The sequence below is a fragment of the uncultured Brachyspira sp. genome (assembly GCF_910588665.1).
In the GTDB taxonomy this organism is placed as follows: domain Bacteria; phylum Spirochaetota; class Brachyspiria; order Brachyspirales; family Brachyspiraceae; genus Brachyspira.
In genome coordinates, this window is the sequence record NZ_CAJUPR010000011.1 from 22,966 (window position 1) to 46,595 (window position 23,630).

The 23,630-nt window shown below is 28.6% G+C and carries 21 protein-coding genes and 1 tRNA gene; 6 read left to right on the forward strand and 16 right to left on the reverse strand.

What is annotated here, in order from left to right:
• Window position 1: 1 nt before the first annotated feature.
• From QZ306_RS08580 to QZ306_RS08590, 3 genes are all read right to left on the reverse strand, one after another.
• Window positions 2-1,381: a hypothetical protein gene (locus QZ306_RS08580; RefSeq protein ID WP_295163079.1), complete on the reverse strand. Its 1,380-nt coding sequence runs from the start codon at window positions 1,379-1,381 to the stop codon at window positions 2-4.
• 235 nt (window positions 1,382-1,616) lie between these two features.
• A complete protein-coding gene (locus tag QZ306_RS08585) occupies window positions 1,617-2,702 on the reverse strand; it encodes an alpha/beta hydrolase (RefSeq protein WP_295163082.1) in 1,086 nt (361 codons plus the stop codon).
• A 32-nt stretch (window positions 2,703-2,734) separates the two neighbouring features.
• A complete protein-coding gene (locus QZ306_RS08590) occupies window positions 2,735-3,307 on the reverse strand; it encodes a DapH/DapD/GlmU-related protein (RefSeq protein WP_295163086.1) in 573 nt (190 codons plus the stop codon).
• 253 nt (window positions 3,308-3,560) lie between these two features.
• On the opposite strand from QZ306_RS08590, the gene QZ306_RS08595 reads away from it, so the two are divergent.
• Window positions 3,561-4,916, forward strand: coding sequence for a PhoH family protein (locus QZ306_RS08595; RefSeq protein ID WP_295163088.1), 1,356 nt, complete (start codon window positions 3,561-3,563; stop codon window positions 4,914-4,916).
• A gap of 102 nt (window positions 4,917-5,018) precedes the next feature.
• On the opposite strand, the gene QZ306_RS08600 is transcribed toward QZ306_RS08595, so the two are convergent.
• The 3 genes from QZ306_RS08600 to QZ306_RS08610 form a co-directional block, all read right to left on the reverse strand.
• The gene (locus QZ306_RS08600; RefSeq protein WP_295163092.1) at window positions 5,019-5,915 is read right to left on the reverse strand and encodes a LysR family transcriptional regulator; all 897 of its coding nucleotides are present in this window, start codon (window positions 5,913-5,915) and stop codon (window positions 5,019-5,021) included.
• 84 nt (window positions 5,916-5,999) lie between these two features.
• On the reverse strand, window positions 6,000-6,911 hold the full coding sequence (locus QZ306_RS08605; protein WP_295163095.1) for a nicotinamidase: 912 nt from the start codon (window positions 6,909-6,911) through the stop codon (window positions 6,000-6,002).
• A gap of 135 nt (window positions 6,912-7,046) precedes the next feature.
• The gene (locus QZ306_RS08610) at window positions 7,047-7,898 is read right to left on the reverse strand and encodes a hypothetical protein (RefSeq protein ID WP_295163097.1); all 852 of its coding nucleotides are present in this window, start codon (window positions 7,896-7,898) and stop codon (window positions 7,047-7,049) included.
• A gap of 362 nt (window positions 7,899-8,260) precedes the next feature.
• On the opposite strand from QZ306_RS08610, the gene fabV reads away from it, so the two are divergent.
• The 3 genes from fabV to rpsT all read left to right on the forward strand — a co-directional run bounded on the left by fabV (window position 8,261) and on the right by rpsT (window position 9,961).
• Window positions 8,261-9,472, forward strand: coding sequence for an enoyl-ACP reductase FabV (fabV, locus tag QZ306_RS08615; protein WP_295163099.1), 1,212 nt, complete (start codon window positions 8,261-8,263; stop codon window positions 9,470-9,472).
• Window positions 9,473-9,595: 123 nt separating this feature from the next.
• Window positions 9,596-9,670: transfer RNA gene (locus QZ306_RS08620), tRNA-Asp, on the forward strand.
• 27 nt (window positions 9,671-9,697) lie between these two features.
• Window positions 9,698-9,961 (forward strand): 30S ribosomal protein S20, encoded by a 264-nt coding sequence (gene rpsT / locus QZ306_RS08625; RefSeq protein WP_295163102.1) that lies wholly within the window; start codon window positions 9,698-9,700, stop codon window positions 9,959-9,961.
• 268 nt (window positions 9,962-10,229) lie between these two features.
• On the opposite strand, the gene QZ306_RS08630 is transcribed toward rpsT, so the two are convergent.
• The 6 genes from QZ306_RS08630 to flgE all read right to left on the reverse strand — a co-directional run bounded on the left by QZ306_RS08630 (window position 10,230) and on the right by flgE (window position 16,525).
• Window positions 10,230-12,137, reverse strand: coding sequence for a hypothetical protein (locus QZ306_RS08630; protein WP_295163104.1), 1,908 nt, complete (start codon window positions 12,135-12,137; stop codon window positions 10,230-10,232).
• Between the two features lie 208 nt (window positions 12,138-12,345).
• Complete coding sequence (locus tag QZ306_RS08635; protein ID WP_295163106.1) at window positions 12,346-13,218, reverse strand: class I SAM-dependent methyltransferase; 873 nt, start codon at window positions 13,216-13,218, stop codon at window positions 12,346-12,348.
• Between the two features lie 11 nt (window positions 13,219-13,229).
• Window positions 13,230-14,030, reverse strand: coding sequence for a flagellar motor protein MotB (locus QZ306_RS08640; RefSeq protein ID WP_295163109.1), 801 nt, complete (start codon window positions 14,028-14,030; stop codon window positions 13,230-13,232).
• Between the two features lie 19 nt (window positions 14,031-14,049).
• The gene (locus QZ306_RS08645) at window positions 14,050-14,841 is read right to left on the reverse strand and encodes a motility protein A (protein WP_295163112.1); all 792 of its coding nucleotides are present in this window, start codon (window positions 14,839-14,841) and stop codon (window positions 14,050-14,052) included.
• Between the two features lie 49 nt (window positions 14,842-14,890).
• A complete protein-coding gene (locus QZ306_RS08650; RefSeq protein ID WP_295163115.1) occupies window positions 14,891-15,115 on the reverse strand; it encodes a flagellar FlbD family protein in 225 nt (74 codons plus the stop codon).
• 84 nt (window positions 15,116-15,199) lie between these two features.
• Entirely contained in the window at window positions 15,200-16,525 is a 1,326-nt protein-coding gene (flgE, locus tag QZ306_RS08655; RefSeq protein WP_295163118.1) for a flagellar hook protein FlgE, read from the reverse strand.
• Between the two features lie 289 nt (window positions 16,526-16,814).
• Between flgE and QZ306_RS08660 the strand changes: the two genes are divergently transcribed.
• Complete coding sequence (locus tag QZ306_RS08660; protein ID WP_295163121.1) at window positions 16,815-18,338, forward strand: tetratricopeptide repeat protein; 1,524 nt, start codon at window positions 16,815-16,817, stop codon at window positions 18,336-18,338.
• Between the two features lie 44 nt (window positions 18,339-18,382).
• Here QZ306_RS08660 and pncB read toward each other — a convergent pair whose 3' ends face one another.
• The 4 genes from pncB to QZ306_RS08680 form a co-directional block, all read right to left on the reverse strand.
• Complete coding sequence (gene pncB, locus QZ306_RS08665; protein ID WP_295163124.1) at window positions 18,383-19,582, reverse strand: nicotinate phosphoribosyltransferase; 1,200 nt, start codon at window positions 19,580-19,582, stop codon at window positions 18,383-18,385.
• Between the two features lie 2 nt (window positions 19,583-19,584).
• Window positions 19,585-19,821, reverse strand: a complete 237-nt coding sequence (locus QZ306_RS08670; protein WP_295163127.1) for an AtpZ/AtpI family protein — start codon at window positions 19,819-19,821, stop codon at window positions 19,585-19,587.
• Window positions 19,818-20,714, reverse strand: coding sequence for a M23 family metallopeptidase (locus tag QZ306_RS08675; protein WP_295163128.1), 897 nt, complete (start codon window positions 20,712-20,714; stop codon window positions 19,818-19,820). The genes QZ306_RS08670 and QZ306_RS08675 overlap by 4 nt, the downstream gene beginning before the upstream one ends.
• A gap of 78 nt (window positions 20,715-20,792) precedes the next feature.
• Complete coding sequence (locus QZ306_RS08680; protein ID WP_295163130.1) at window positions 20,793-21,743, reverse strand: N-acetylmuramoyl-L-alanine amidase; 951 nt, start codon at window positions 21,741-21,743, stop codon at window positions 20,793-20,795.
• A gap of 266 nt (window positions 21,744-22,009) precedes the next feature.
• Here QZ306_RS08680 and QZ306_RS08685 point away from each other — a divergent pair, with 266 nt between their 5' ends.
• Complete coding sequence (locus tag QZ306_RS08685; protein ID WP_295163133.1) at window positions 22,010-23,620, forward strand: peptide ABC transporter substrate-binding protein; 1,611 nt, start codon at window positions 22,010-22,012, stop codon at window positions 23,618-23,620.
• Window positions 23,621-23,630: the final 10 nt, after the last annotated feature.

Below are 23,630 nucleotides of genomic sequence, written 5' to 3' on the forward strand. Positions count from 1 at the left end.
ATCAATTTCTCCAAAAATCTAATAAATTTTTAACTGCTAATTTAAATAAATGCGGAGCTTCTATTCCAAGCAAAATATCTCCATCTTTTGACAATAAGAAACCTATTTTTATTTCTTGTTTAAGATCTTTTTCATTTCCTCCATATATAACCAAAGTTCTTATAATTTTATATTTAGGATAATATTTTTTTATATATATATCTTCTATTTTATAATATTCTTCTAATGATTTTAATCCTTCTTTTAAATTAATTATTTTTTTACCTTCTATATTGATTATTTCCAATTTTTTAACATCTATTAAAATCAAATCAGGTATATTCAATTTTGCACTTTTATTACCTGATTTATAATCTTCTCTATCCACATATTTTTCTAAAGGTATATACTCATTTTCAGAAGTTATAAAATATCCTTTTTCACATCCTGCATGATTTTCAAAAATAGAATATCCATAAGTAAAACTTTCAACTATAACATGTATAAATATTGTAGCTAATTTCTCTCCTTCTTTATCATAATACCAATATAAATTATCTAACTCTACATTTGGTATATCAAGTTTATAAAGTCCGATCTTAAGACAATTAGCAATTTGTACAAATTTATTTTTTTTAATATGTCTTTGCTCTAATTGATGTTTAGTAATAATTATATCATAACTCCAGCATAATTTTCTCAAAGCATAAGATATAGCTGTCAATGCTCCTATATTTGGATCATGCGATAAACTATCAGTTTTTTTAAGTATACCAGATATTTCTATTAAATTATTATTTGCTTTTGTAATTATTATTGGAGTATTACCTTTTGGAGGTTTTCTCATATTATTTTTAAACGTTATAAGATCATCAATATTAAAAAAAGGTTCAATTTTATTTGTTTCTTCATCTGTAAAATAAACATCAAAAGTCTTTAATAGCCTAACCCCAAAAATATATGTATCTGTAAATTGCCTATTAATATTTTTTCTTTGATGAAGCATTACTTTTTTGACATTTTCGTAGTATGAATCAATAAATATAAACTTTATTGCTCTTTGATAAATTGAGGTATTACGGCTTTCTTTATCATCTGTTTTTGTTTCTTCTATGGCATATATTGGATTATCAGTATATGTGGGTTCATCATTTTGATAAAATATTAAGTAATCTACAAAACTTGAAGAACCTTTAACTATTTTTATAAATATATTTTCTATTTTATTACAATTAATACCTATAACTTTATATGTAAAATTAAATGAATTATATTCTAACATAGGTATAACCCTAATATTATCTATAAATGATGAAAAATTATTATCTTTTAAAAACATTTTTATAATTGTATTTAAAGTTTGTACTCTAGGGTATTCTTCCGATAAAATCCATAAATTCACTTATTGTATCTCCAAAATGTTTTATTTGAAAGTCAAATTATTATTTCCTTAATTACAAATAATCTTTAATAATAAAAAATATTCTACTATAAAAACGGCATAATGCAATAATATTTATATATTAAATAAAAAATGCATCGGCTTTAATCTAAGCAGGTTTAAAAATAACAGATATAAAAAAACTCCAAAGAATTACAGCTTCTTCGGAGTTTATAAAATGAAAATAAGTTTTATATTATCTTAAATTGTCTTTAAAAAACTGAGTTAATCTTTCAAAAGGTATTTTTTCCATATTGTCATATAAATCAACATGATCAGCATCTTCTATTATTAAAAGTTCTTTAGGATTTGAAGCCTCTTTATAAACATCTTCAGAATAATATCTTGAATGCGCTCTGTCTCCTGCAATTAAAAGTATAGGAGTAGGAGAAATATCTTTAATATTAGCCATTAGAGGAAAATTCCAAAATGACATAGGCATCGCAGCAATCCAAGAAGTGACAAAGTTTACAGCTCTGGGATGATAGGCTCTTTTAGCATAATAGTTATAAAATGCAGCAAATACAGTATCAGCATTTTCAGGAAGCTCTTCAGGTACAGTCATAGCAGAAGCCATTAAATTATTGTTTTCATCAAAAGCAGGTTCATGGCTTCCTAAAGCATAAGTTTTGCTTTCAGCATCTTTCCAGCGCTGTTCGCTTAAATGTTCTTTTATCTTTCTTCTTTGCTCGGCAGTATAATAATCTAAATGACCTTTGCTCATATCCCTTGACATATCATACATTGAAAGAGTTGCAACAGCCTTAATTCTAGTGTCAGTTCCTGCCGCAGTAATAGCCATACCAGAAAGCCCGCAAATACCTATAGCTCCTATGCGGTTTCTATCCACATAATCAAGAAGACCTAAATAATCCACAGCAGCGCTGTAATCTTCAGTAAATATATCGGGAGAAGCCGTATTTCTGACATCTCCTCCGCTTTCGCCTGTAAAAGACGGATCAAATGCCAAGGCAACAAAACCGTTAGCCGCCATCTCCTGAGCATATAAGCCAGATGCCTGCTCTTTAACAGCTCCGAATGGTCCAGATACAGCTAAAGCAGGATTTTTCTGCGCACTGTAGTTTTTAGGTAAATATAAATGCCCCGCTATTTCAATGCCGTACCTATTTTTAAATCTCACCTCTTTCATATCAATATTTGTGTACACTTTGAATACTCTGGTATCCATATTATTTCCTCCTCTGTTATTTTGATTGTTTTGATTATTATTACATGAAATTAAAAATGACAGTAATAATAATGATAATATTGTTTTTCTCATTATAGTTTCTCCTTTTTTATTTATTTTATTTATTAATCTGATATTTCTTTTATAATTTTAAAAGGCACTCCCGCCGCTATTACATTTGAAGGCACATCTTTATTTATTAAAGAACCTGCACCTATTATGGTATTATCTCCTATAGATACATTAGGAAGTATATTTGCACCCGAACCTATCCATACATTATTGCCTATTGCTACTTTATAAGGATATGTGGTGCTTCTATGTTTTAAGTCTATGCCATGATTAAGCGTGGAAACAGCAACATTCATTCCTATAAAAACATTATCGCCTATAGTAATTCCCCCTCTGTCTTGAAATGAACATCCGCAGTTAAAAAATACATTTTTTCCTATTTTGATATTCCTTCCGAAGTCTGTATAGAAAGGAGGAAAGCATATAAAACTTTCATCTATTTTTTCACCTGTTAATTTTTCAAATAATTTTCTTACACCATCGGAGCTATGATATATGCTGTTAATTTCATAAGTTATTTTTATTGCATTCTGCGAGCATTTATGCAGAAGCGCAGATAATTCGGCGTCTTCGTTTGATATAGGATTTCCATCTTTACAGTATTTAATAAACTCTTCAATATTCATTTTTATAATTCCTTAAGCTTCAATTTATTTGTATTTTACAGAAAAATTAATTTATATCAAATAATTATGTGTTATATAGTTTAATACTTAAAAAGCATATAATTAATTATTTATATTTTAATAAAAAATAAGCAGCATAAAAATATAATTTGATTTTTTGTTTCTTTTGTAATACTATATGCATAACATGTAATACTATATGCATAACATTTTAATATATTATGATGTTATAAAATCAACAAAAGGATTTGCGATGATAGAAAATTTTATACCAAATAAAAAAGTGTTCGTATTTGATACAAATGTTATACTTCATGATTTTAAGTCTATATTTTCTTTTGAAGAAACAAATATTGTTATACCTATTACTGTGCTGGAAGAGGTTGATAAGTTTAAAAAGGGAAGCAATACAATTAACTTTAATGCAAGGGAGTTTATAAGAGAGCTTGATATAATAGCTGAGAAAAATGAAAAAATTCAAGGCACTAAAGACATATTTAAAAAAGGAGCTCTGCTTGATAATAAAAGCAAAGTGTTCATAGATGTTAATAACGAAGAGAAAGATAATTTTAAAAAAATATTTGAAAACAGCATTCCAGATCATAAAATATTATCCTGCGCTTATAATATAAAATGCGGGAATCAAAGAGTAGTTCTCATAACAAAAGATATTAATATGAGAATGAAGGCAAGAAGTTTAGGTATAGATACTCAGGATTATAAAACAGACAAGATAGATAAATTATCATCGCTCTTTACAGGCATAGAAACTATTTTAGGAGATAATGCCGAAGTTTATATAAAAGAACTTAATGAAAATAAAGGAATAGAGGTAAAAGGCGATAACTCAATATATCCCAACACATATTTCTGCTACAGAGTTCATGAAAAAGATGAGGCTGTAATAGGAAAATACAAAGATGAAACAAAAACAATATTGCATGTAAATACCGATATAAACGCTTATGGAATAAAACCGAGAAATGAAGAGCAGGCTATGGCTTTAGATGTTCTGCTTGACAATGATATACCTTTAGTTACCATAATGGGGAAGGCAGGAACAGGCAAAACGCTTTTAGCTCTTGCAGGAGCTTTGGCTAAAAGAAGAGAGTACAGACAGATACTTCTTGCGCGTCCTGTTGTGGCGCTGTCAAATAAAGATTTGGGATTTCTTCCGGGAGATATTAACAGCAAATTAGATCCGTATATGCAGCCTTTATTTGATAATCTTTCAGTGATAGAGCATATTCACTCTGAAGACAGTGATGAGAGTAAAAACATAAAAAAAATGCTTGAAAATGAAAAGATAGTAATCTCGCCTCTTGCGTATATAAGAGGAAGAAGCCTAAATAAAATATACTTTATAGTAGATGAAGCGCAGAATCTGACTCCTCATGAAATAAAAACTATAATCACAAGAGCAGGAGAAGGAACAAAAATAGTTTTTACTGGAGATATCAATCAGATAGATACTCCTTATTTGGATAAAAGAAATAACGGACTTACATATTTAATAGACAGAACAAAAGCGGAAGTATTAAGCGCTACAGTAACCCTTGAAAAAGGAGAACGCTCAAAACTTGCAGAGCTTGCAGCTAATGTATTATAGAATAATATAATTTATAAAAAGCATAAAGTATTATCTGCTTTATGCTTTTCTATTAACACAGCTTATCATTATTATTAAAAGCATCAGTTTTTTATATTTGCTTTACTCTATATTAAAATTTTCATTTATTTTATTTAAAAATATTTTAGATGCTTTTGAAAACTCATGATTTTTTTTCCAAGCAATATAAATCTCAGATTCCAATTTAGGCTTCAAAGGTAAAAAACATACATTACTATTATTAAAATTATTTATTAACTTATCTAAAGTTAAAGCATATCCTATACCCTGAATAACCATAATCATTGCATTATAACTTAAATTATATGTAGCGGCTATATTAAGCTTATTAAAACTATTTCCGAACCACCTCATAAAATAATTATTTTGAATATCGTCTTCTACAGCCTGCCTTGAAACTATAAGCGGTAAATTTAATAAATCGTTTTTTGTAACATTTTTCTTTTCGGCAAGTTTAGAATCGTTTCTCATAATAACTCCCCAAATATCTTTTGCAGGCATTTTTAAATAATCATATTTAGATAAATCAGCAGGGGAAATTAATACTGCAAAATCAAGCAATCCGCTGTCAAGTTTTTCAGTAATATCCTGATAGTTTCCGCTTTTAATATTATATTTTATATAAGGGTAGTCTTTCTGCATATCTTTCATAACGGAAGCAAGCAGATTCATAGACCATGTTTCTCCTGCTCCTATAAATATATCTCCTGCTATAATTTTATCATTAAAATCAAACTCAGACCTAGTTTTCTCTATCATCTCTATTATTTCTTCCGCTCTCTTTTTTAATAATATGCCTTCAGGAGTAAGTTCTATATTTCTATGCTTTCTTTCAAATAATTTATGCCCTATATCTCTTTCTAATATATTTATTTGTCTTGATAAATTCGGCTGAGTAAGATTAAGATATTCTGCAGCTTTTGAAATATTTCCCTCTCTTACTGCAGTTAAAAAATATTTTAAAGTTCTTATTTCCATATATTACCAAAAAAATAATTATTAATATTATACTATGTTTTTTATTTTAATCAAAAATAAATATTCAAACTTGTATATTATATTTTATATATTAATAAGCTTTATGCCATGCTCTTTAGAAAGATCTTCATATTTTTTATTGCATTTTTCCTCATCGCCTATAGCACTGCTGCAGTTCATCATTACATTTATAGTTTCGGTAACATATCTATCATTACAATAAATCTCGCAAAACTGCTTTACACTTTCATAAACGCAGTAATCTTTTGCCTCGCCGCATATATATATTTTATCGGCATTAGTGATATCATAAGCCCAAGAATTATCATATTCTTTAGTATACTCAGTAATAACTTCAGGTCTTATAACTCCGTACATCTCGCTGAAAGAATCCTGTCCTTTTAATATTTTATTGATATATATTTTTCTTGAAGCTTCAAAAAATAAAAGCATATTTGAAAGCTGTTTATCTATAAGCCAGCCGTCTGTACCATATATGCAATGGTAGGGCCATATAATTAAATTCTGACTATTCTGCCATTTTAACTTTCTTACATAATCTATCTGTATATCCTCATCATAAATGGGTATTATCTCATCATTTTCTATTTTTTCTAAAGTTACTTCGGTAAAAGGAGTAAGCGGTTTTCTGTTATAATCTTTCCACATAATGGGATAAAATATAGAATCATATCTATGAGTATCTAATGTAACATAAATACTGGATAATCTGCTCATATTATCATATATAAATCTTATTATCCTTTTTAAATCATCTGCAGCGCCTTTTATAGGCAATGCTCCCTTTTCAATATCTACAAAATCTCTCTGGGGATCTACTATAAGCAGATTAATGCTTTCATCTTTTAAATTTTTAATAATATCATCACTGTATTCAAGAGCCAAACTGTAAATTTCCTGCTGATTAACAGGATTAATCTCTTTTCCTACATAATCTTCATTTACTATTTTCTCATAAGGTATTTTCACAGACATTAGTAATTCCTTAATATTTAATTTTGTAATATATAGTATATATGCATTTATTTTAAAGTAAATTATTTTTAAAAAAATTAGATAAAAAAATGAGGCTTAAAATATTAAGCCTCCTAATGATTAAAAAATTAAATATTATTTGCAATACTCTTCATATAACAGCTTTCCGTTTCTGTCTATAAATAACTTAATCATATTGCTTAATTTAACTTCATATACGCCTATATTTTTCATTTCTATATCGCATATTTGAACATTAGGATATGTTCTGTTTGCAGTTTCTAAAACGATATTAGGCACTTTAAAAGGAGTATAAAAATTATAATTATTATTACCGTTATTGTTTTGATTATTCAAATTATTTTTATAATAATTATCAGCTGCCGATTCTATTAATCGCTCTGCAGTAATTTCATAAATATTCTCCGAATTATAGGCATAATTATTATTTTGATTATTATAATAATTATTTTGAGTGTCCTGATTTCTATTCGGACTATAATAAGGACTGTTAGGATTTTTCGATTCAGTTTCAAGCATTTTCATCAATTCCTCATAAGGATTTTTGTAAATCTGAGTATTATCATAACCGCTGTTATTATAGCTTTGATAATTATAATTATGATTGTATTCGTTATAATATTCATAATTTTCGGCATTATAATTATTACTGCTGTTATAATTCTTAGAAGCCGTATTCATAGCATTCATAACATATTGATAAGGATTTGAACTCATTTGATTATTACTATTATTATACTGATTTGCAAATGAAGGATTATAATAAATACTATTCGGATTAAGAGCCTCTTTAGCTAAAACTTTCATAAACTCTTCATAATAGTTATAGAAGTTATAATTGTTTTGATAAGTGTTGTTTTCAGTATTATATGCATTCTGATAATTATAGGAATCATAATACTGAGCAAATGATAAGTTTGCCGATATCATTATAAAGACGGAAACATTAAAAATAATTTTTCTCATAAATATATCCTTTTGTAAATATATTGTAAATCTAACATTAAATATATTTACATTATAATACATTTGTTTTATCTTGTCAATTTTTTTTACACATTTTTTTAAATTAATTTACATTTTTGTATAAAAAAATTATTTATTATTGCCTGCCATAAACATGCTTTTAAATAGCTTAAATCTTTTATTATTAATAAAAATTATCCGTTATTTTATATCAGAGTTTTATTAAAATAATTTAATATAACTTTTTAATACTAAAATAATTTTAATTAATTTCATTGAAAAAAAAATTATTTTATTATAAAGTATTAAAATTAATCCGTAATTTAACTTTTTAAATTTAAAATAAACAGGAGAATAAAAATATGATAATAGAGCCGAAAATATTAAATAATATATGCATCACAGCCCACCCGCTAGGATGCGCAAAAGAGGTAGAAAATCAAATTAATTATATAAAATCAAAGCCTAAAATAAAATCAGATGTAAAAAATGCTCTTATTTTAGGAGCCTCAGGCGGATACGGACTTGCAAGCAGAATAGCTGCAGGATACGGATTGGGAGCAAAGACTATGAGCGTATCATTTGAAAAAGCGGCAACGGAAAGAAGAACGGCTACACCAGGCTGGTATAATAATGAAGCTTTTTCCTCTTTCGCTAAAAAAGACGGCATAGAAGATAAAAATTTAATACTTGATGCTTTTTTAAACTCTTCAAAGGAAGAAGTAATTAAAGAGGCAAAATCATTTTTTAACGGAGAAAAAATAGATTTAATTATATACAGTTTGGCGGCACCCTCAAGAACCGATGAATCAACTGGAACAGTTTACCGTTCATCATTAAAGCCGATAGGTAAAAAATATAAAGGCATAGGCGTTGATTTCATAACAGAAGAATTACTGGAAGTATCAATAGATACTGCAAACGAAGATGATATTAAATCTACAGTAAAAGTTATGGGCGGAGAAGATTGGAAATTATGGACGGAAGCTTTGCTTAATGCTGACATGCTTTCCGAAAATGCTTTAAATATAGCTTATTCCTATATAGGTCCTGAAATGACTAAAGCAATATACAGGAAAGGAACAATAGGAAAGGCTAAGGATCATCTTGAAAAAACAGCTCATGAACTAAATAAAGAGATGCAGGAAAAAATAAAAGGCCATGCTTATGTATCAGTAAATAAAGCGGTTGTAACAAGATCTTCGGCTGTAATACCTACAGTACCTCTTTATATAGGAATATTATTTAAAGTGATGAAAAATAAAGGTCTTCATGAAAACTGTATAGAGCAAATGTACAGACTTATAAGCGAAAAACTTTACAGCGGCAAAGAAATACCAGTTGACAGCGAAAATAGAATAAGATTAGATGATTGGGAATTAAGAGATGATGTTCAGAAAGAAGTTTCAGATGCTTGGAATAAATTAAATAAAGATAATTTAAAAGAATTAGCCGATTTAGAATTATTCAGAAAAGACTATATGAATATGCATGGTTTTGAGGAAGACGGCATTGATTACGGTCAGGATGTGCAGATACAAAGATTAATTCTTAATAATTTAATTAATGCTTAGCTTTTTTGCATTAAGCAGTATTACAAAAAAATATTATTATAAAAAATAAATATAATTTTTTATTTTATTTGCTTGACAAAAAATAAAATTACTTTATAATATAAAGCATTCCTTAACTAATTTGGAGTTGTAGCTCAGTTTGGTTAGAGCGCCTGCCTGTCACGCAGGAGGCCGCGGGTTCGAGCCCCGTCAACTCCGATTTTTATTTTAACATGGAGTAGATAAATGCCTAATATAGCTTCAGCATCTAAAAGATTAAGACAAAATGAAGTTAGAAACCTTTATAATAGAAAAATTAAAAGCTTTTTAAATACTCAGAAAAAGAAAGTTATTAAAGCAATAAGCAGCAATGATAAAAACCTTGCTTCGGAAGAGTTTAAAAAATATGCAAGTGCCTTAGATAAAGCAGCAAGAAAATCTGTTATTCATGCCAACAGAGCAGCATCTAAAAAATCCTATATGATGAAAAAAATTAATGCTATAAATTAATTATTATTTTTAATAAATAACAATTAATTTTTATACTATATTGGAATAAATTGTATTTATTTTAATACTGTTTTGATGTTCCTGTATAGATTAGTGTCTCTATATAACATATTACAGTTTCACTGCCTAATATAGATAATACTTAAATTACTGTTATGGAAAGTGCAATCAATATTATATAAATAACATAAAATATATTTCTATTTTTCATATAATACTCCAAAAACACATTTATATTATAACAAGTCAAATAGTTAATATAATAATTTTACTTTAGTGTTAAAAACCATATCACTAATATAATAAAAATACTTGGAATTAATCTTATATATATTAAAAACCTTTGTATAGCTATTTCATTAATAGTATTAGCAGTTATTTTATTTGAATTAATCATTTTATAGTACATTATTAACAGCATAATTATACCAACTATAAAAAAGGAATATATTGTATTTGCAATATCAGAACTGCTGAAAATTTCAGGAAGAACTTCCATCATATTATTATATTTATTACCAGTAAAAAATAACCTAATAAGAGGTATTGACTTTGTCCTTAAAGACTCATACATAGATATCATATTAGAACTATTACCGTAAAGCACCACACCAATAGCATAAAATAAAGCTGCTGCACTCTCTAAAATTATTTGTAAATTAAGATATTTATTTTCAATAAGCAGCATTATACTGATAAATGGAGCTAATATTATAATCCAATATCTATGAAAAGAAGTATTTACTATTGCAACTGATGAAAAGGTTATAAAACATATATACAAAGAAGTTTTATATAATTCTAAGTCATTTTCTGCAGTCTTAAGAAATGAAAACAAACATATTATAGAATAAGTTAGTATAAATACAGAAACATTAAATATTTTGTATCCGATTAAAGATCTAAATGCTACTAAGGCTCTATCTGACGGATTAGGTGATTTAAATAAAATAGAAGATACTAAATATGGCAATATAGGTAAAACTATATATAAAAATATATTTTTTAATTTTTTTTCTCTTAAGCATACTAATGGAATTAATATAAAAAACGGAAAAAGCTTTAATGGAATTGCAATAGAAAACCATAGCAAAAATCTTTTTTTATTATTAAAATAGTCTAATATACCTAATAAAGTAAAAAATAACATAATAATTTCTACTTGACTGATAATAAGTGCTGGAATAACCGAAAAAGAAGAAGTTAATAAAAGAAAACCTGCAAGTTTGGAATTATTATCCGACAAGCCTGCTTTTTTAGAAATTTTATATATAACAATTGAAGAAGAAATTAAAAACAGCAGCAATACAAACTTTATATACATTAACTCAAATGTACCTATAGAAAATAATTCATGATACCAAGTATAATATGTTATATTTTTTAATTTAGAGTATAGCCATAGAGGTAAAAAAATTATAGAATATAAAACATAAGCTAAATATGGTAAATCATCCGGCTTATAATAAGAGCCTACTTTTTCATAAACTTCATAAAAAAAATGAATAGGATTTACATTAAAGAAGTTAACACTATATGGAAATATTACTAATATGTCAGAATATATATAACTAAAAAAACATAAAAATGTAATTAATAAAAAAATGTAATAATCTTTTTTATCAGGAGAAACTATTTTTTGGCATAAAAAATTTTTATTTTTAATGATTAATATTATAGATATAATTACTATATAAAAAATATATATAACTTTTTGTAATTTTAAGCTATACTCTATATTATCAATTTTATCAAAATTTATAATATTACTTGAAATTAAATAACCAAAAGGGCTGCCGTATTTATCAAAATAAATATGATTAATATAATCATTATTTTCTTTTAATTTATTAGTATTTAAATGTACTGTGTATATATCGCTATTTTTAAATATCTTACTATAGTATCTTATTTTAAAAATATAACTATAATTTGTAATAGAACTATTCGCAAAAATAAAATCTTTTACAGCATCTTCATCCAATTCATTATCTGCAGTAAATTGCTGTTTAGTATCTTCTATATCTATATCATTTAATTTTAAAGTACTATAAATATCTAATGATAAATCAGATAAATAACCATTCCTATATTTTTTACCTAAAATTAAAAGTACTGCTAAAATTAATGTTATTATAAAAAATACAAAGGTAATAAATATTTTTTTATTTTTCATAAACTGCCACCCCATGCAAAAGTGAATAGTTTATAAAAAAATAGTTCCTTTTTTGATAAAAAATTATAATAAGGTATAGTATATTTAGTTGTGTTGTGTTGTGTTGTGTTGTGTTGTGTTGTGTTGTGTTGTGTTGTGTTGTGTATCATAATAAAAAATATACTATAGTTTGAATAATGAAAATATTATATTATAAAATAAAATTATGTCAACAATAAAATCCTGCATATATTCCGCAGGGAAGAATAATATCGGAAGATTCTATTGGAAGTCCTATTTCGCCGCTTTCAAAAATACCATTATGCTTTACCGAAGTTAATAGAATATTTTTTAATGATACATGAGAAAAGCTTGCCGTATAGCAATTTATTAAAAATAAAATAGGAGTATCCGATAGAAGTTTAATGCATTCTTTTACAAGCATGCTTAAACTTGTTTCTATCTGCCAAAGCTCTCCGTTAGGACCTCTTCCGTATACAGGAGGATCCATTATTATAACATCGTATTTTCTATTCCGTCTTACTTCTCTTGATACAAATTTAAAAGCATCTTCTATAATAAATCTGACTTTTTTATTTTGAAGATTATTAATTTCTATATTTTTTTTGGCATGACTTACTATTTTTTTTGATGCATCAACATGAACTATTTCACCGCAATCGGCATAAGCACAAGCTATAGTTGCTCCTCCTGTATATGCAAATAAATTTAAAGCCTTTATTTCTTTATTTTTATGAGAAGAAAATTTTTTTTCTTTAATTTTATCCATAATAAACTGCCAATTAACAGCCTGTTCCGGAAAAATTCCTATATGTTTGAAATTTGTAAATTCTATTTTGAAAGATAGATTTTGATATTTTATGATAAAATTATCTTTAGGCTTATTTATATACTGCCAATATCCGCCGCCCTTATCCGAACGATAATATACTGCATCCAAATTATTCCATTTATTCAAACTTTTAGACCAAATGACTTGGGAATCGGGACGCGATACTATAAATCCGCCTATATTCTCAAGTTTTTCACCTTCTCCGCAATCTATAATTTTATAATCTTTCCATTTATCAGCTAAAAGCATTTTATTTGTAATTATCTTTGATTATAATATGTAACATCATTTCTTACTATAACAATATCAACTCTTCTATTTAAAGCGCGTCCGTCAGGCAGATCATTAGACGCCATAGGTCTTGTATCCGCATAGCCCGCAATAGAGTATTTATTCCTGTCCAGATTTCCAGCCTGATCATTTTCAAATATTTTTTCCAATATTACCATAGCCCTAGCGGAAGAAAGCCCCCAGTTATTTCCAAACTTCTGCTCCGTGATGCTTCCGGGTATTATAGAACCCGAATCCGTATGACCTTCTATTCTTATATCATTCGGAAGTCCGCTAAGCAGGGAAGAAAGCTTTATAAAAGTTTCCACATTATTCTGAGTTTCAACTATATTCGTTGAAGCGGATTCAAAATACTGATCCGCTCCTAAACTTATGATAAATCCCCTTTCATCTTCTTCAACTCTTACTTTTCTGCTTTTAATTTCAGACTCTAAAATCGAAATGGCTTTATCAAGAGCACGACCCATAGAATATCCTCTGTCTGTTGACGGCAAAGTATCAACATTGGCTCCGCCTGCGACAAGCTTGCTTTGCGATAAAGTTGTACCGCCCGGCATAACTCCGAAAGAGCCTTGAAACGCTGTGGCAATAAGCTGTATAGCCGAATCATTAATAGATTCCGACATCGTGGAAAGAAGCAGTACGAAAAAAGTTAATACCAAAGTTACAAAATCTCCGTAAGTCTGAAGCCATAAAGGAGCGGAAGGACCTGGAACCTGAGCTTTATCTCCAACTTTCTTAGCTTTTTTACCAAATTTAATAGTAGCCATTTTTTACCTCTGAAATTATTTATCTGTCGCCTACTTGCTCATTAACTTTCTGACGCTGATTTGGAGGAATGAAAGACACCAGTTTATCTTTAACTATTCTAGGGTTATCTCCCGCCTGTATAGAGAGTACCCCTTCAATCATAATATTCTGAACTGTGGCTTCGGATGCATGTCTTGCGGCTAATCTTCCAGCTATAGGCAAAGCAAAACCGTTGGCTATGATTGAACCATAATATGTGGTAAGAAGCGCTACAGCCATACCTGAACCAATTGCTTCAACGCCGCCGCCGCCGCCCAAACTTCTAAGCATGATTACAAGTCCGATTAATGTACCAATCATACCCCAAGCAGGAAATAAAGATGCGGCATCTTCAAATACTTTCCTTACAGTATCATGTCTGGCTTCAACATTATCTATATCCGTATTCAATATATTTTTCACTAATTCGGGATCCGTTCCATCCACCACAAGCTGCATGCCTTTCTTAAGAAGAGGATCTGAAATTTCCTGTATATCATCTTCCAATACAAGAAGACCTTCTCTTCTTGCTTTCTCCGAAAAACTTAAAAGCATTATAATTATCTGTGCTTCGTCATAATCGGGCTTCTTCAAAAGCATTTGAATAGCTTTGGGAACGCCTAATACGGTACCCAAATCATTAGCTACTACAATAGATGTGGCTCCTCCCAATATTACAATAACTACAGAGGCAATGTCTACCATTTGACCGACATTACCGCCCCCTGAAATAATACCAAATAAATTAATACCTAAAACTAATGCCGCACCTAACGGTACAAATATATCCATAATAATCCTCTAACTAAAATTTTTTAATAAAAAATAATTATGCTATTTTCTATTCTTCGCTTCCGTAAAAAGACGGTTTTTTTAAGCTGCTTTCATTAACTATTCTAGTTCTATACTCTATTATTCTATTTAAGACTGTCTCAAAACTATCTTTAGTTACAACCTTCCTTCCAGACAGCATTGTTATTACTAAATCAGGAGTTTCCTCCATAAACTCTATTTGATGCGGATTTACATATAATATACTTCCGTCAAATCTTGTTATATATATCATTATAATAACTCCAATTATATTATACTATAAAATTATAAAAAGTCTATTTTTAATAATACTATTATATTAAATAATAACTATTTATTATCTTTTAAGACCTATAACTTCCTGAAGCATTTGATCTGCTGTGGTAATAGTTCTGGCATTAGATTGGAAGCCTCTCTGCGTCACTATCATATCGGTAAACTGTTCGCTTAAATCAACATTTGACATTTCCAAAGTACCTGCTTTAATAGAGCCTCTTCCTTCAGCTGCCGCAGTACCGATATTGGCGGCTCCGGAGTTATTGCTTGCAACAAATAAAGTATCTCCTGCTTTCTCCAAACCTCCTGCATTATTGAATTTGGCTAAAGCAACTTGTCCCAAAGTTTTTCTGTTTCCGTTAGTAAATACTCCTGTTATCTGACCGCTGTCATCAAAACTAAAACCTTCAAGCATACCCATAGTGTAGCCGTCCTGTTCTATAGCTTTTGTTGTGGATGGTGATTCAAACTGCGTAATACCATTAAATAAACCAGCCTCTCCCAAAGTAAGATTAATAGTCTGATTTACTTCTCCCTCAGTTCCCTGATAGGTAAAAGACACATTAGGCATTAATACTCCTTCAGTCTGAGTATTGGTTCCGTCGCTTACGGAAATAAGAGAACCTGCATCATTGAATACCAATTGAAAAGTATTGTTTCCGCCGCCTTCAGCAGGGTCGCCTGCAGATACGCTTACGCTGCCTTCGGTTGCATCTGGTATATCTATCACCATATCCCATCTATTAACATCCGTTCTTGTAAAAGTCGCTCTTAACTGACGGGGTATTCCTGTAGAATCGTATATTGTTAAATCAGACTGATGAGTTTCACCGCTTTTTTGCAAATTACAGAAATATTTTGTATTAGCTGTAGCGCGTGACGGATCCTTTGCCCCTACAGGTATAATTAAATCCTCTATGCCTGCAGCAGTATTTAATTCCATTTCCCCTGTTTCAGGATTTAGTACCGCATTCCAGCCCTGCACCTTATAACCTATGGAAGGATTAACTAAATAGCCGTCTCTGTCTAAAGAAAAAGCTCCGTTTCTAGTATAATAAGAATTGTTTCCTCTTTTTTCTATAAAGAATCCTTCTCCCTGAATAGCTAAATCGGTGTTTACACCTGTAACTTGTAAAGCACCCTGCGTATGTATAGTGTCTATAGTTGCAACCATCATACCTAATCCTACCTGCTGAGGATTGATACCGCCTCTATCTTCCTGCGGCTTAGCTGCTCCGCCTAAAGATTGGCTTATCATATCTTTAAAAGTAACTCTTCCTCTTTTAAATCCATAAGTATTAACATTTGCTATATTATTTCCTACAACATCCATTCGGGTTTGATGATTTTGTAAACCAGACACGCCGGCAAATAATGAACGCATCATAAGGCGTATTCCTCCAAAAATTTTAATATTTCTTATAAAATATTTTCGGTATAATTGAAATTTGCTTAATACTTTTTTATCAGCATATAGTATAAAATGTATTATAAGTTTTATATTAAATATATAAATTAATATAAAAAATTATAAATAATAATTGAAATAAACATAAAAATATGATATACTTAAAAATATGCTGAAAACTCAAATATAAAATTTATATATACTAATGAATATATTTTTAATGAAAAATCTTTTTATATTTTAAAAATTCTATTTAAGGGGTATAAAAATGAATTCAAATAATAGAGAATATTATACTACAGAGAAAATCGAATATATACTTAACAATGATAAATTTTATACAGACAGCTACAATAATGATGAAAACCATAATGATGAAATCAATACGGATTTTAATGATGAGTTTGTATATAATAAAGAATATGAAGATATTATAAATATATTGGAAGAAGATTTAAAAAAAGACAATAAAGACATCAAAAAATTATTTTTACTTTCAAAGGCATATTTTCTGAATTTCGATTTAAAAAATGCAATGATAAATTTAAAAAAAGTTATAGAATTAGATTGTAAAAATGACAGGGCTTTATATTATCTTGCTTATATATATTATTCATCAAATATAATAAATGATGCCTTAAAAAATATAAAAGATGCAATAGAATTAAATGATAATGATTCCGAGTATTGGTATCTTCTCGGAAATATTTATGATAATATTGAAAATTATGATAATGCTTTGAATGCATATAAAAAAGCCTTAGAATTGAATAATACTAAAGAGGCAAATAATAATAAAAAATACTATTCATTTACTTTAGGAAAAGAATACTTAAAGATAAATAATTTTGAAAATGCGGCCGAAGCTTTTAAAAAATCTCTTGAAACATATCAAAATGAAAATAATGATGAAGTTATGCATTATTTGGCATTATCATACGATAAGAACGGACAATATGAAAAAACAATTGAAACTTATAAAAAATTATTAGAAATAAATTATAAAAGCGAATTAAAAGATTTTTCTTCAACAGCAATTGACTCTCTTGCAAAAGTATATATAAAAACCGGCAATAATAATGAAACTGTCAATATGTATAAAAAATATATAAAAATTAATCCTTCAGTATGGAGCTTTATTACTAAATTTTACGGAAGCAATACGGATAAGGAAGAATACAGAGAATTAATTAAAGCATATAATGATATGATAGAAAATTATCCGAACAATAATGAATATTATTATTATTTATCAGAATTATATAAAGAGATTAAGCAATATAATAAAGCCGCAGAGTTGTACAATAAGGCTATAGAGTTAAACCCTAACGATTTCAATTATTATCTGTCAATTGTTCATATATATGATGAAATTAAAGAGTATGGCAAAGCAATAGAAATGTGCAAAAAAGCTTTAGAGATAGACAGAGGCAATACCGATGCATACATTACTTTAGGTGATTTATATTCTAAACTGGGAAAATCGGAAGAAAGAGATTTAGCCTATAAAAAAGCTATGGAAATATGCAGTGAAGATAATGATCCATACGGTTTTGAAAAAATCGGAGATTTATATTCTAAATTGGGAAAATCGGAAGAAAGAGACTCGGCTTATAAAAAAGCAATAGAAATATGCAGTAAAGATAATGATATATATCATTTAGATAAAATAGCAAATCTATATATAAAACTTAATGATAAAGATAATGCCGTAAATGCATATAAAAGATTATTAAAGCTGGATCCGTATAATGATAATGCAAAAGACAAAATAAAAGAATTAACTAAATAGTATATGCTTTACACCTAAATCATACAAATTTGAAGCTGCCTGCATTATTCTTTTGCAACTATTTTGAGATAATTTAAAAATGCTTCATCTTCGCATATAGTTTTTCCGTCATCGTCTGACAGTTTTGCTACAGGTTTTCCGTTAACAGTCTGAAGCTTCATAACTATATTTAAAGGCCTAGCTACAGGGTCAAAATCATTTGTAATATAAGTACCTATACCGAAAGTTACATTAGTTTCATTTTTGAACTCTTTGTATATATTATATGCTTTATCAAAATTAAGGCTGTCGCTGAAAAGCAATGTTTTCGTTTTAGGATTTACTCTTAGCTTTTTATAATGATTAATGACTTTATATCCCCAAGTAATAGGATCTCCTGAATCATGTCTTATTCCGTCATAAAGTTTTGCAAAATATAAATCAAAATCTTTTAAGAATTTATCGGTTCCTAATGTATCGGATAATGCTATGCCTAAATCTCCCCTGTATTCATTTACCCAAGACTGAAGCATAAATTTCTGACTTTCGGCAAGCCTTACCTTATCTAAAGCCTGCCCTATTTGATAATATTCATGTGCATTAGTACCGACTGCAAGCAAATTATATTTTTTAGCAAAATAAACATTGCTTGTTCCGACAAAACAAGAAGAAGGAAGTTTATTTTTTAATATGCCTACAACTTTATCCTGCCATATAGAAGAAAAACGCCTTCTAGTACCAAACTCTGAAAGCTTAAATCCGTTCTCCTCTTTATATATTGGTATTAATTTTTCATCTATTTTTTTTATCAAATTAATCTCAGCCTGCTTATAAGCTTTTTCACCGTTATCTTCTCTGCATACGGTATATTCATAATATATCTCGCTTATCATAGCAAGAATAGGTATCTCCCAAAGTATAGTCTGATACCAAGGACCTTCTATTTCCACCGTTAATTTATTATCATCAAATAATGCTTTTATATGTTCCTCTAAAGGTCTGTATAATTTCAAAAACTCTATATAATCTCTTTTTATAAATCTGAGCGAGGCTAAATACTGAAGCTCATCCTTTTTGAAAGTTAAATCACAGAAATATTTTATCTGCATTAATAGTTCATTATGCATATTATCAGTCCATTCAAGAATATTTCTGCTTTTGAAAACATAACGGACCCAAACATTAGAAAACTGCCTTAATGCGCATTGCTGCATAGTAAATTTATATAAATCGGTATCTAATAAGCTTTTTATTATAGGTTTCATTTTTAATCCTTATCTGTTTTATTAATTTTATCAAAAGTTTTGGATATCTTATAAAGCCTATAAATTCCAAAGACAAAACCTGCAAATATTCCTATTATGGCAAATAAAGGCTTAGTATTAAAATGCTTATCGGTATAATGACCTGCAAAAGCTAAACCCAATACCATACTTCCAAATTCAACTCCAAGAGATGTATATTTTATGCTGTTTTTTAATTTTTTATTTTCGTTTATATTCATATTTCCGATGTTGTGAATATTAAAGGATTCACATATTTTGTAGCTATTTTTAATTCATAGTCAAAAATACCCGTCTTGGCATTTCCGAGTATTTCTCCTTTTTTAATATTCATACCTTCGGATACCATAGAGGTTGCAAGTCCCTTGTATGTTGTAACTATGCCAAATCTATGATAAACTATAATAGTAAATCCATCATCTTTATTATAAGATATATTATTAATAGTACCTGAAGCAGTAACCCTAATCAAAGTACCTGCTATAGTTTCAAAACCTATTCCTTTGGATATAATAGAATCCTCCTGATATGGTCTTGATACTACGGCATATCTGGAATCTATAGGAAGTATGGAAGGTATAGGCTCCAATGCATTATTTTTTGAAGTTATATTTGCCTTTAGTTCATCTAAATATATTTTTATCTTTTCAAGTTCATCGGCTCTTGCATTCATAAGAAGTATATGATCCGCATAATTTGAAGAAAAAGTTAAATTATTTGTTTCCATATCAAGCAATGAGGCAATATTAAACATATCATTTCTATAATAATCATTAGTTATAACTGAACTGAATATATTTTCAAGTGAGTTTATTTCGGATAATTTATCTTTATAGCTTCCGCTTAATACTTCAGTTTTACCTGCAAGTACTGTATTCTTGGTTAAAAAAGAAAATGTGGCAAGCAATGATATTGAAATTATGAGTATTATAATAATAAGAGAATATACAGGCAAAGATAAAGTTCTGGTTTTCTTTTTGGAATGAGGAATAAACATAAAATAAATTCTATATCTAAGCAGCTTACCGATTTTTTTAAAAAATAAATAAATAGGATAATTTTTTTTGTTTAAATATTTATTTTTATTATTTTTCTTTTTTTTATTTACATACATAATATACTAATACCTAGTTTTTAACTATTGTAACAAAATATCAATTTTTAATCAATAATATAATAATGGTTAAATAGTTTATTTTGAGGCATATACATCAATCAAAGCTTTGTACATTTGATTTGCCAATTCTTTTACGGCTTTATTGCTTCCAAACTGCCATTCATGTATAAAAGCGGACTCTATTAACACAGAAGGTATATCTTTTTTTATTTCCTGCTTATTGTATGCATTTTCAAAAGCATCGCCTATAACTATTAATCCTCTTAAAGATATTGCATCATCTATCAATTCCTGCTTATCATAAAATCTCCAAATGGAATTCGGAAGAACGGTATCATGTCCTATAATAGGAGAAATTTTATACTTCTCCTGCATTCTTTCAGATAATTTATAGGCTATCTGCATAGAGGCTGGAAACTCTCTGTTATAGGGACTTACTATTATATGAAATCCTGAAGTTTTGGCTCTTCTGCTTATATAAGGCATATAATCAAAATGTATGCTTAAAAGCAAATCAAAATTATTATCTATGGCATAATGTCTTATGGCATAGAGCTCTAAAGTCTGATATCTTGTTAAATTTCCTGTACGCTCTTCTCCTTTTACTTTAGTGTTATATATACCCAAAAGCTCTCCATAATTATTAGTCATATATTCTTTTACAGGTCTGCTGTAATAAGCCCCGTCTCTGCTCAGAAAATATTCAAATCTTTCATCTTCTGAAAGCATCTTAGCCAATTCTCTTGCAACTCTTAAATTCATATAATATTCATATCCCAGATACCCCACAGAACCTTTTGTAGCGGCATTATGCCCTGGATCTATTAATATCCTTACCTTTTTATTTTCTATTATCTGATTGAATTTCTCGCTTGATGTTTGTACTTTATCAGTTTCAGCGGATTTCTCTCTTACTATGGCTCCCGATATTTTAGTATTAGCCGCAACTATAAGAGATGAAAATGAAACTATTATTAAAACGATAATAACTATAGAAAATATAATAAAACGACTTCTGCTGTTCATAGTTATTATATTATCGTAAATAATTTTATTAAATTAATAGGTTCTGAACTAAATACTATTAAAGCATAATAAATACAATATATATTTTAAAAATGCCGTTATATTATTTTCTGCTTAAAAATAAATATATACAATTTAATTTTAAAACTTAAGTTCAAGAATATTTAAATAAAATTTATTATAGGCAGCGTCAAAAATTAATTGCATTATATCTATTATTGTAGTATTATGATAACTGAATATATTATATTTTAAGGATACAAGCTATGATTAGAAAAATATTACTGCCGTCAATAATATTTATTATGATATTGATGCTTATAATATCATGCTCCTCATCTAAAACCAGAAATTCAAAAGAATTATTTATTAATGCAGGAGAAGAACCGAATACTATAGATCCTACAATAGCCGAAAATGATTTTATATATCCGAGACATGTATTTGAAACATTGATAATAAAAGATAAAGAAGGAAATTTAAAGCCAGGAGCCTCAGAAAACTGGAATGTCTCTGCAAATGGTCTTATCTATACATTTAATTTAAGAACTAATGCAAAATGGTCTGACGGTAAGAATGTAACCGCTCATGATTTTGTATATGCTTTGCAAAGGGCTGCTAATCCTTTAAGCGGAGCTAAATATACTTCTTTTATAGAATATATCAAAAATGCGGTAAAAATACTTTCATCTGAACTTCCTGCAGAAGAACTGGGAGTTAAAGCCATTGATGATTATACTTTAGAAATATCTTTGGAATCGCCTACAGGTTATTTTCCTGATATTTTAACTTATCCTATATTTGCTCCTGTAAGAAAAGATATTATAGAGATATACAAAGATAAATGGTCTTTAAATCCTGAAAGCTATATAGGAAACGGGGCTTTTGTTATGACTGAGAGGAGTCCCGATGAAAAAATAGTAGTTGTAAAAAATACAAATTATTGGGATAAAGATAATATAGTGCCTGAAAAAATTACTTTTGTTATGATGAAAGATACTACTCTGGCTCTTGCAGGAATTAAAGAGGGATCATTAGATTTTTCAGTTTATATTATAGAGCAGGATTTAGAAAAATTAAAAGCTGAAGGCATAGTTAATATTGCGCCTTATTTTTCTACGGTTGCATTCGGTATTAATGCCTCTGATGAAATATTGAAAGACATAAGAATAAGAAAAGCTTTATCTTTGGCAATAGACAGAAACTATATAGTAGAAAATGTTGTACCTACAGCTAAAACTCCTACAAGTGCTTGGGTGCCTGTAGGGGCTTATGATGCAGAGGGTGATTTCAGAAAGAATGGAGGAGAATATATAGATCTTTCAAAAGAAGCTTATTCCAATAATACGGAAACGGCTAAACGCTTAATGGCGGAAGCAGGATATCCCAACGGCGAAGGCTTTCCAGTATTGGAATATAAAACCACTTCGGATTTAGTTTATATGCAGGTTGCCGAAGCTGTTCAGCAGATGTGGAAAGAAAACTTAGGAATAGATCTGCAGATATTATCTATGGAATGGGCTGCATATCAGCAAATGAGAAGCGAAAAAAATTATCAGCTTATAAGAACTTTATGGATAGGAGATTACAGCGATCCTATGACATTTTTAGAAAATTATTTAAGCTACAAAACTCAAAACACAGCAGGATACAGCAACACTTTATTTGACAGATATATTGAAACAGCCAGAAATACAGTCAATCAAAATATAAGAATGAATGCTATGCATAATGCTGAAAAAATCCTTATAGCTGAAGATAATCTTCTTATACCTATATATAATCCTTCAAATCCTATTTTGGTAAGCAAAAAACTAAAAGATTATATATTAACTCCGCTGCAGGAATATCAATTTCATTACGCCTATTTAGAATAATTAAATAAAA

Bases quoted from the DNA above. Each gene is read 5' to 3' on its own strand.
- QZ306_RS08585 (WP_295163082.1), bottom strand. From the start codon at position 2,702: ATGAGAAAAACAATATTATCATTATTATTACTGTCATTTTTAATTTCA.
- QZ306_RS08590 (WP_295163086.1), bottom strand. From the start codon at position 3,307: ATGAATATTGAAGAGTTTATTAAATACTGTAAAGATGGAAATCCTATA.
- QZ306_RS08595 (WP_295163088.1), top strand. From the start codon at position 3,561: ATGATAGAAAATTTTATACCAAATAAAAAAGTGTTCGTATTTGATACA.
- QZ306_RS08600 (WP_295163092.1), bottom strand. From the start codon at position 5,915: ATGGAAATAAGAACTTTAAAATATTTTTTAACTGCAGTAAGAGAGGGA.
- QZ306_RS08605 (WP_295163095.1), bottom strand. From the start codon at position 6,911: ATGTCTGTGAAAATACCTTATGAGAAAATAGTAAATGAAGATTATGTA.
- QZ306_RS08610 (WP_295163097.1), bottom strand. From the start codon at position 7,898: ATGAGAAAAATTATTTTTAATGTTTCCGTCTTTATAATGATATCGGCA.
- fabV (WP_295163099.1), top strand. From the start codon at position 8,261: ATGATAATAGAGCCGAAAATATTAAATAATATATGCATCACAGCCCAC.
- rpsT (WP_295163102.1), top strand. From the start codon at position 9,698: ATGCCTAATATAGCTTCAGCATCTAAAAGATTAAGACAAAATGAAGTT.
- QZ306_RS08630 (WP_295163104.1), bottom strand. From the start codon at position 12,137: ATGAAAAATAAAAAAATATTTATTACCTTTGTATTTTTTATAATAACA.
- QZ306_RS08635 (WP_295163106.1), bottom strand. From the start codon at position 13,218: ATGCTTTTAGCTGATAAATGGAAAGATTATAAAATTATAGATTGCGGA.
- QZ306_RS08640 (WP_295163109.1), bottom strand. From the start codon at position 14,030: ATGGCTACTATTAAATTTGGTAAAAAAGCTAAGAAAGTTGGAGATAAA.
- QZ306_RS08645 (WP_295163112.1), bottom strand. From the start codon at position 14,841: ATGGATATATTTGTACCGTTAGGTGCGGCATTAGTTTTAGGTATTAAT.
- QZ306_RS08650 (WP_295163115.1), bottom strand. From the start codon at position 15,115: ATGATATATATAACAAGATTTGACGGAAGTATATTATATGTAAATCCG.
- flgE (WP_295163118.1), bottom strand. From the start codon at position 16,525: ATGATGCGTTCATTATTTGCCGGCGTGTCTGGTTTACAAAATCATCAA.
- QZ306_RS08660 (WP_295163121.1), top strand. From the start codon at position 16,815: ATGAATTCAAATAATAGAGAATATTATACTACAGAGAAAATCGAATAT.
- pncB (WP_295163124.1), bottom strand. From the start codon at position 19,582: ATGAAACCTATAATAAAAAGCTTATTAGATACCGATTTATATAAATTT.
- QZ306_RS08670 (WP_295163127.1), bottom strand. From the start codon at position 19,821: ATGAATATAAACGAAAATAAAAAATTAAAAAACAGCATAAAATATACA.
- QZ306_RS08675 (WP_295163128.1), bottom strand. From the start codon at position 20,714: ATGTATGTAAATAAAAAAAAGAAAAATAATAAAAATAAATATTTAAAC.
- QZ306_RS08680 (WP_295163130.1), bottom strand. From the start codon at position 21,743: ATGAACAGCAGAAGTCGTTTTATTATATTTTCTATAGTTATTATCGTT.
- QZ306_RS08685 (WP_295163133.1), top strand. From the start codon at position 22,010: ATGATTAGAAAAATATTACTGCCGTCAATAATATTTATTATGATATTG.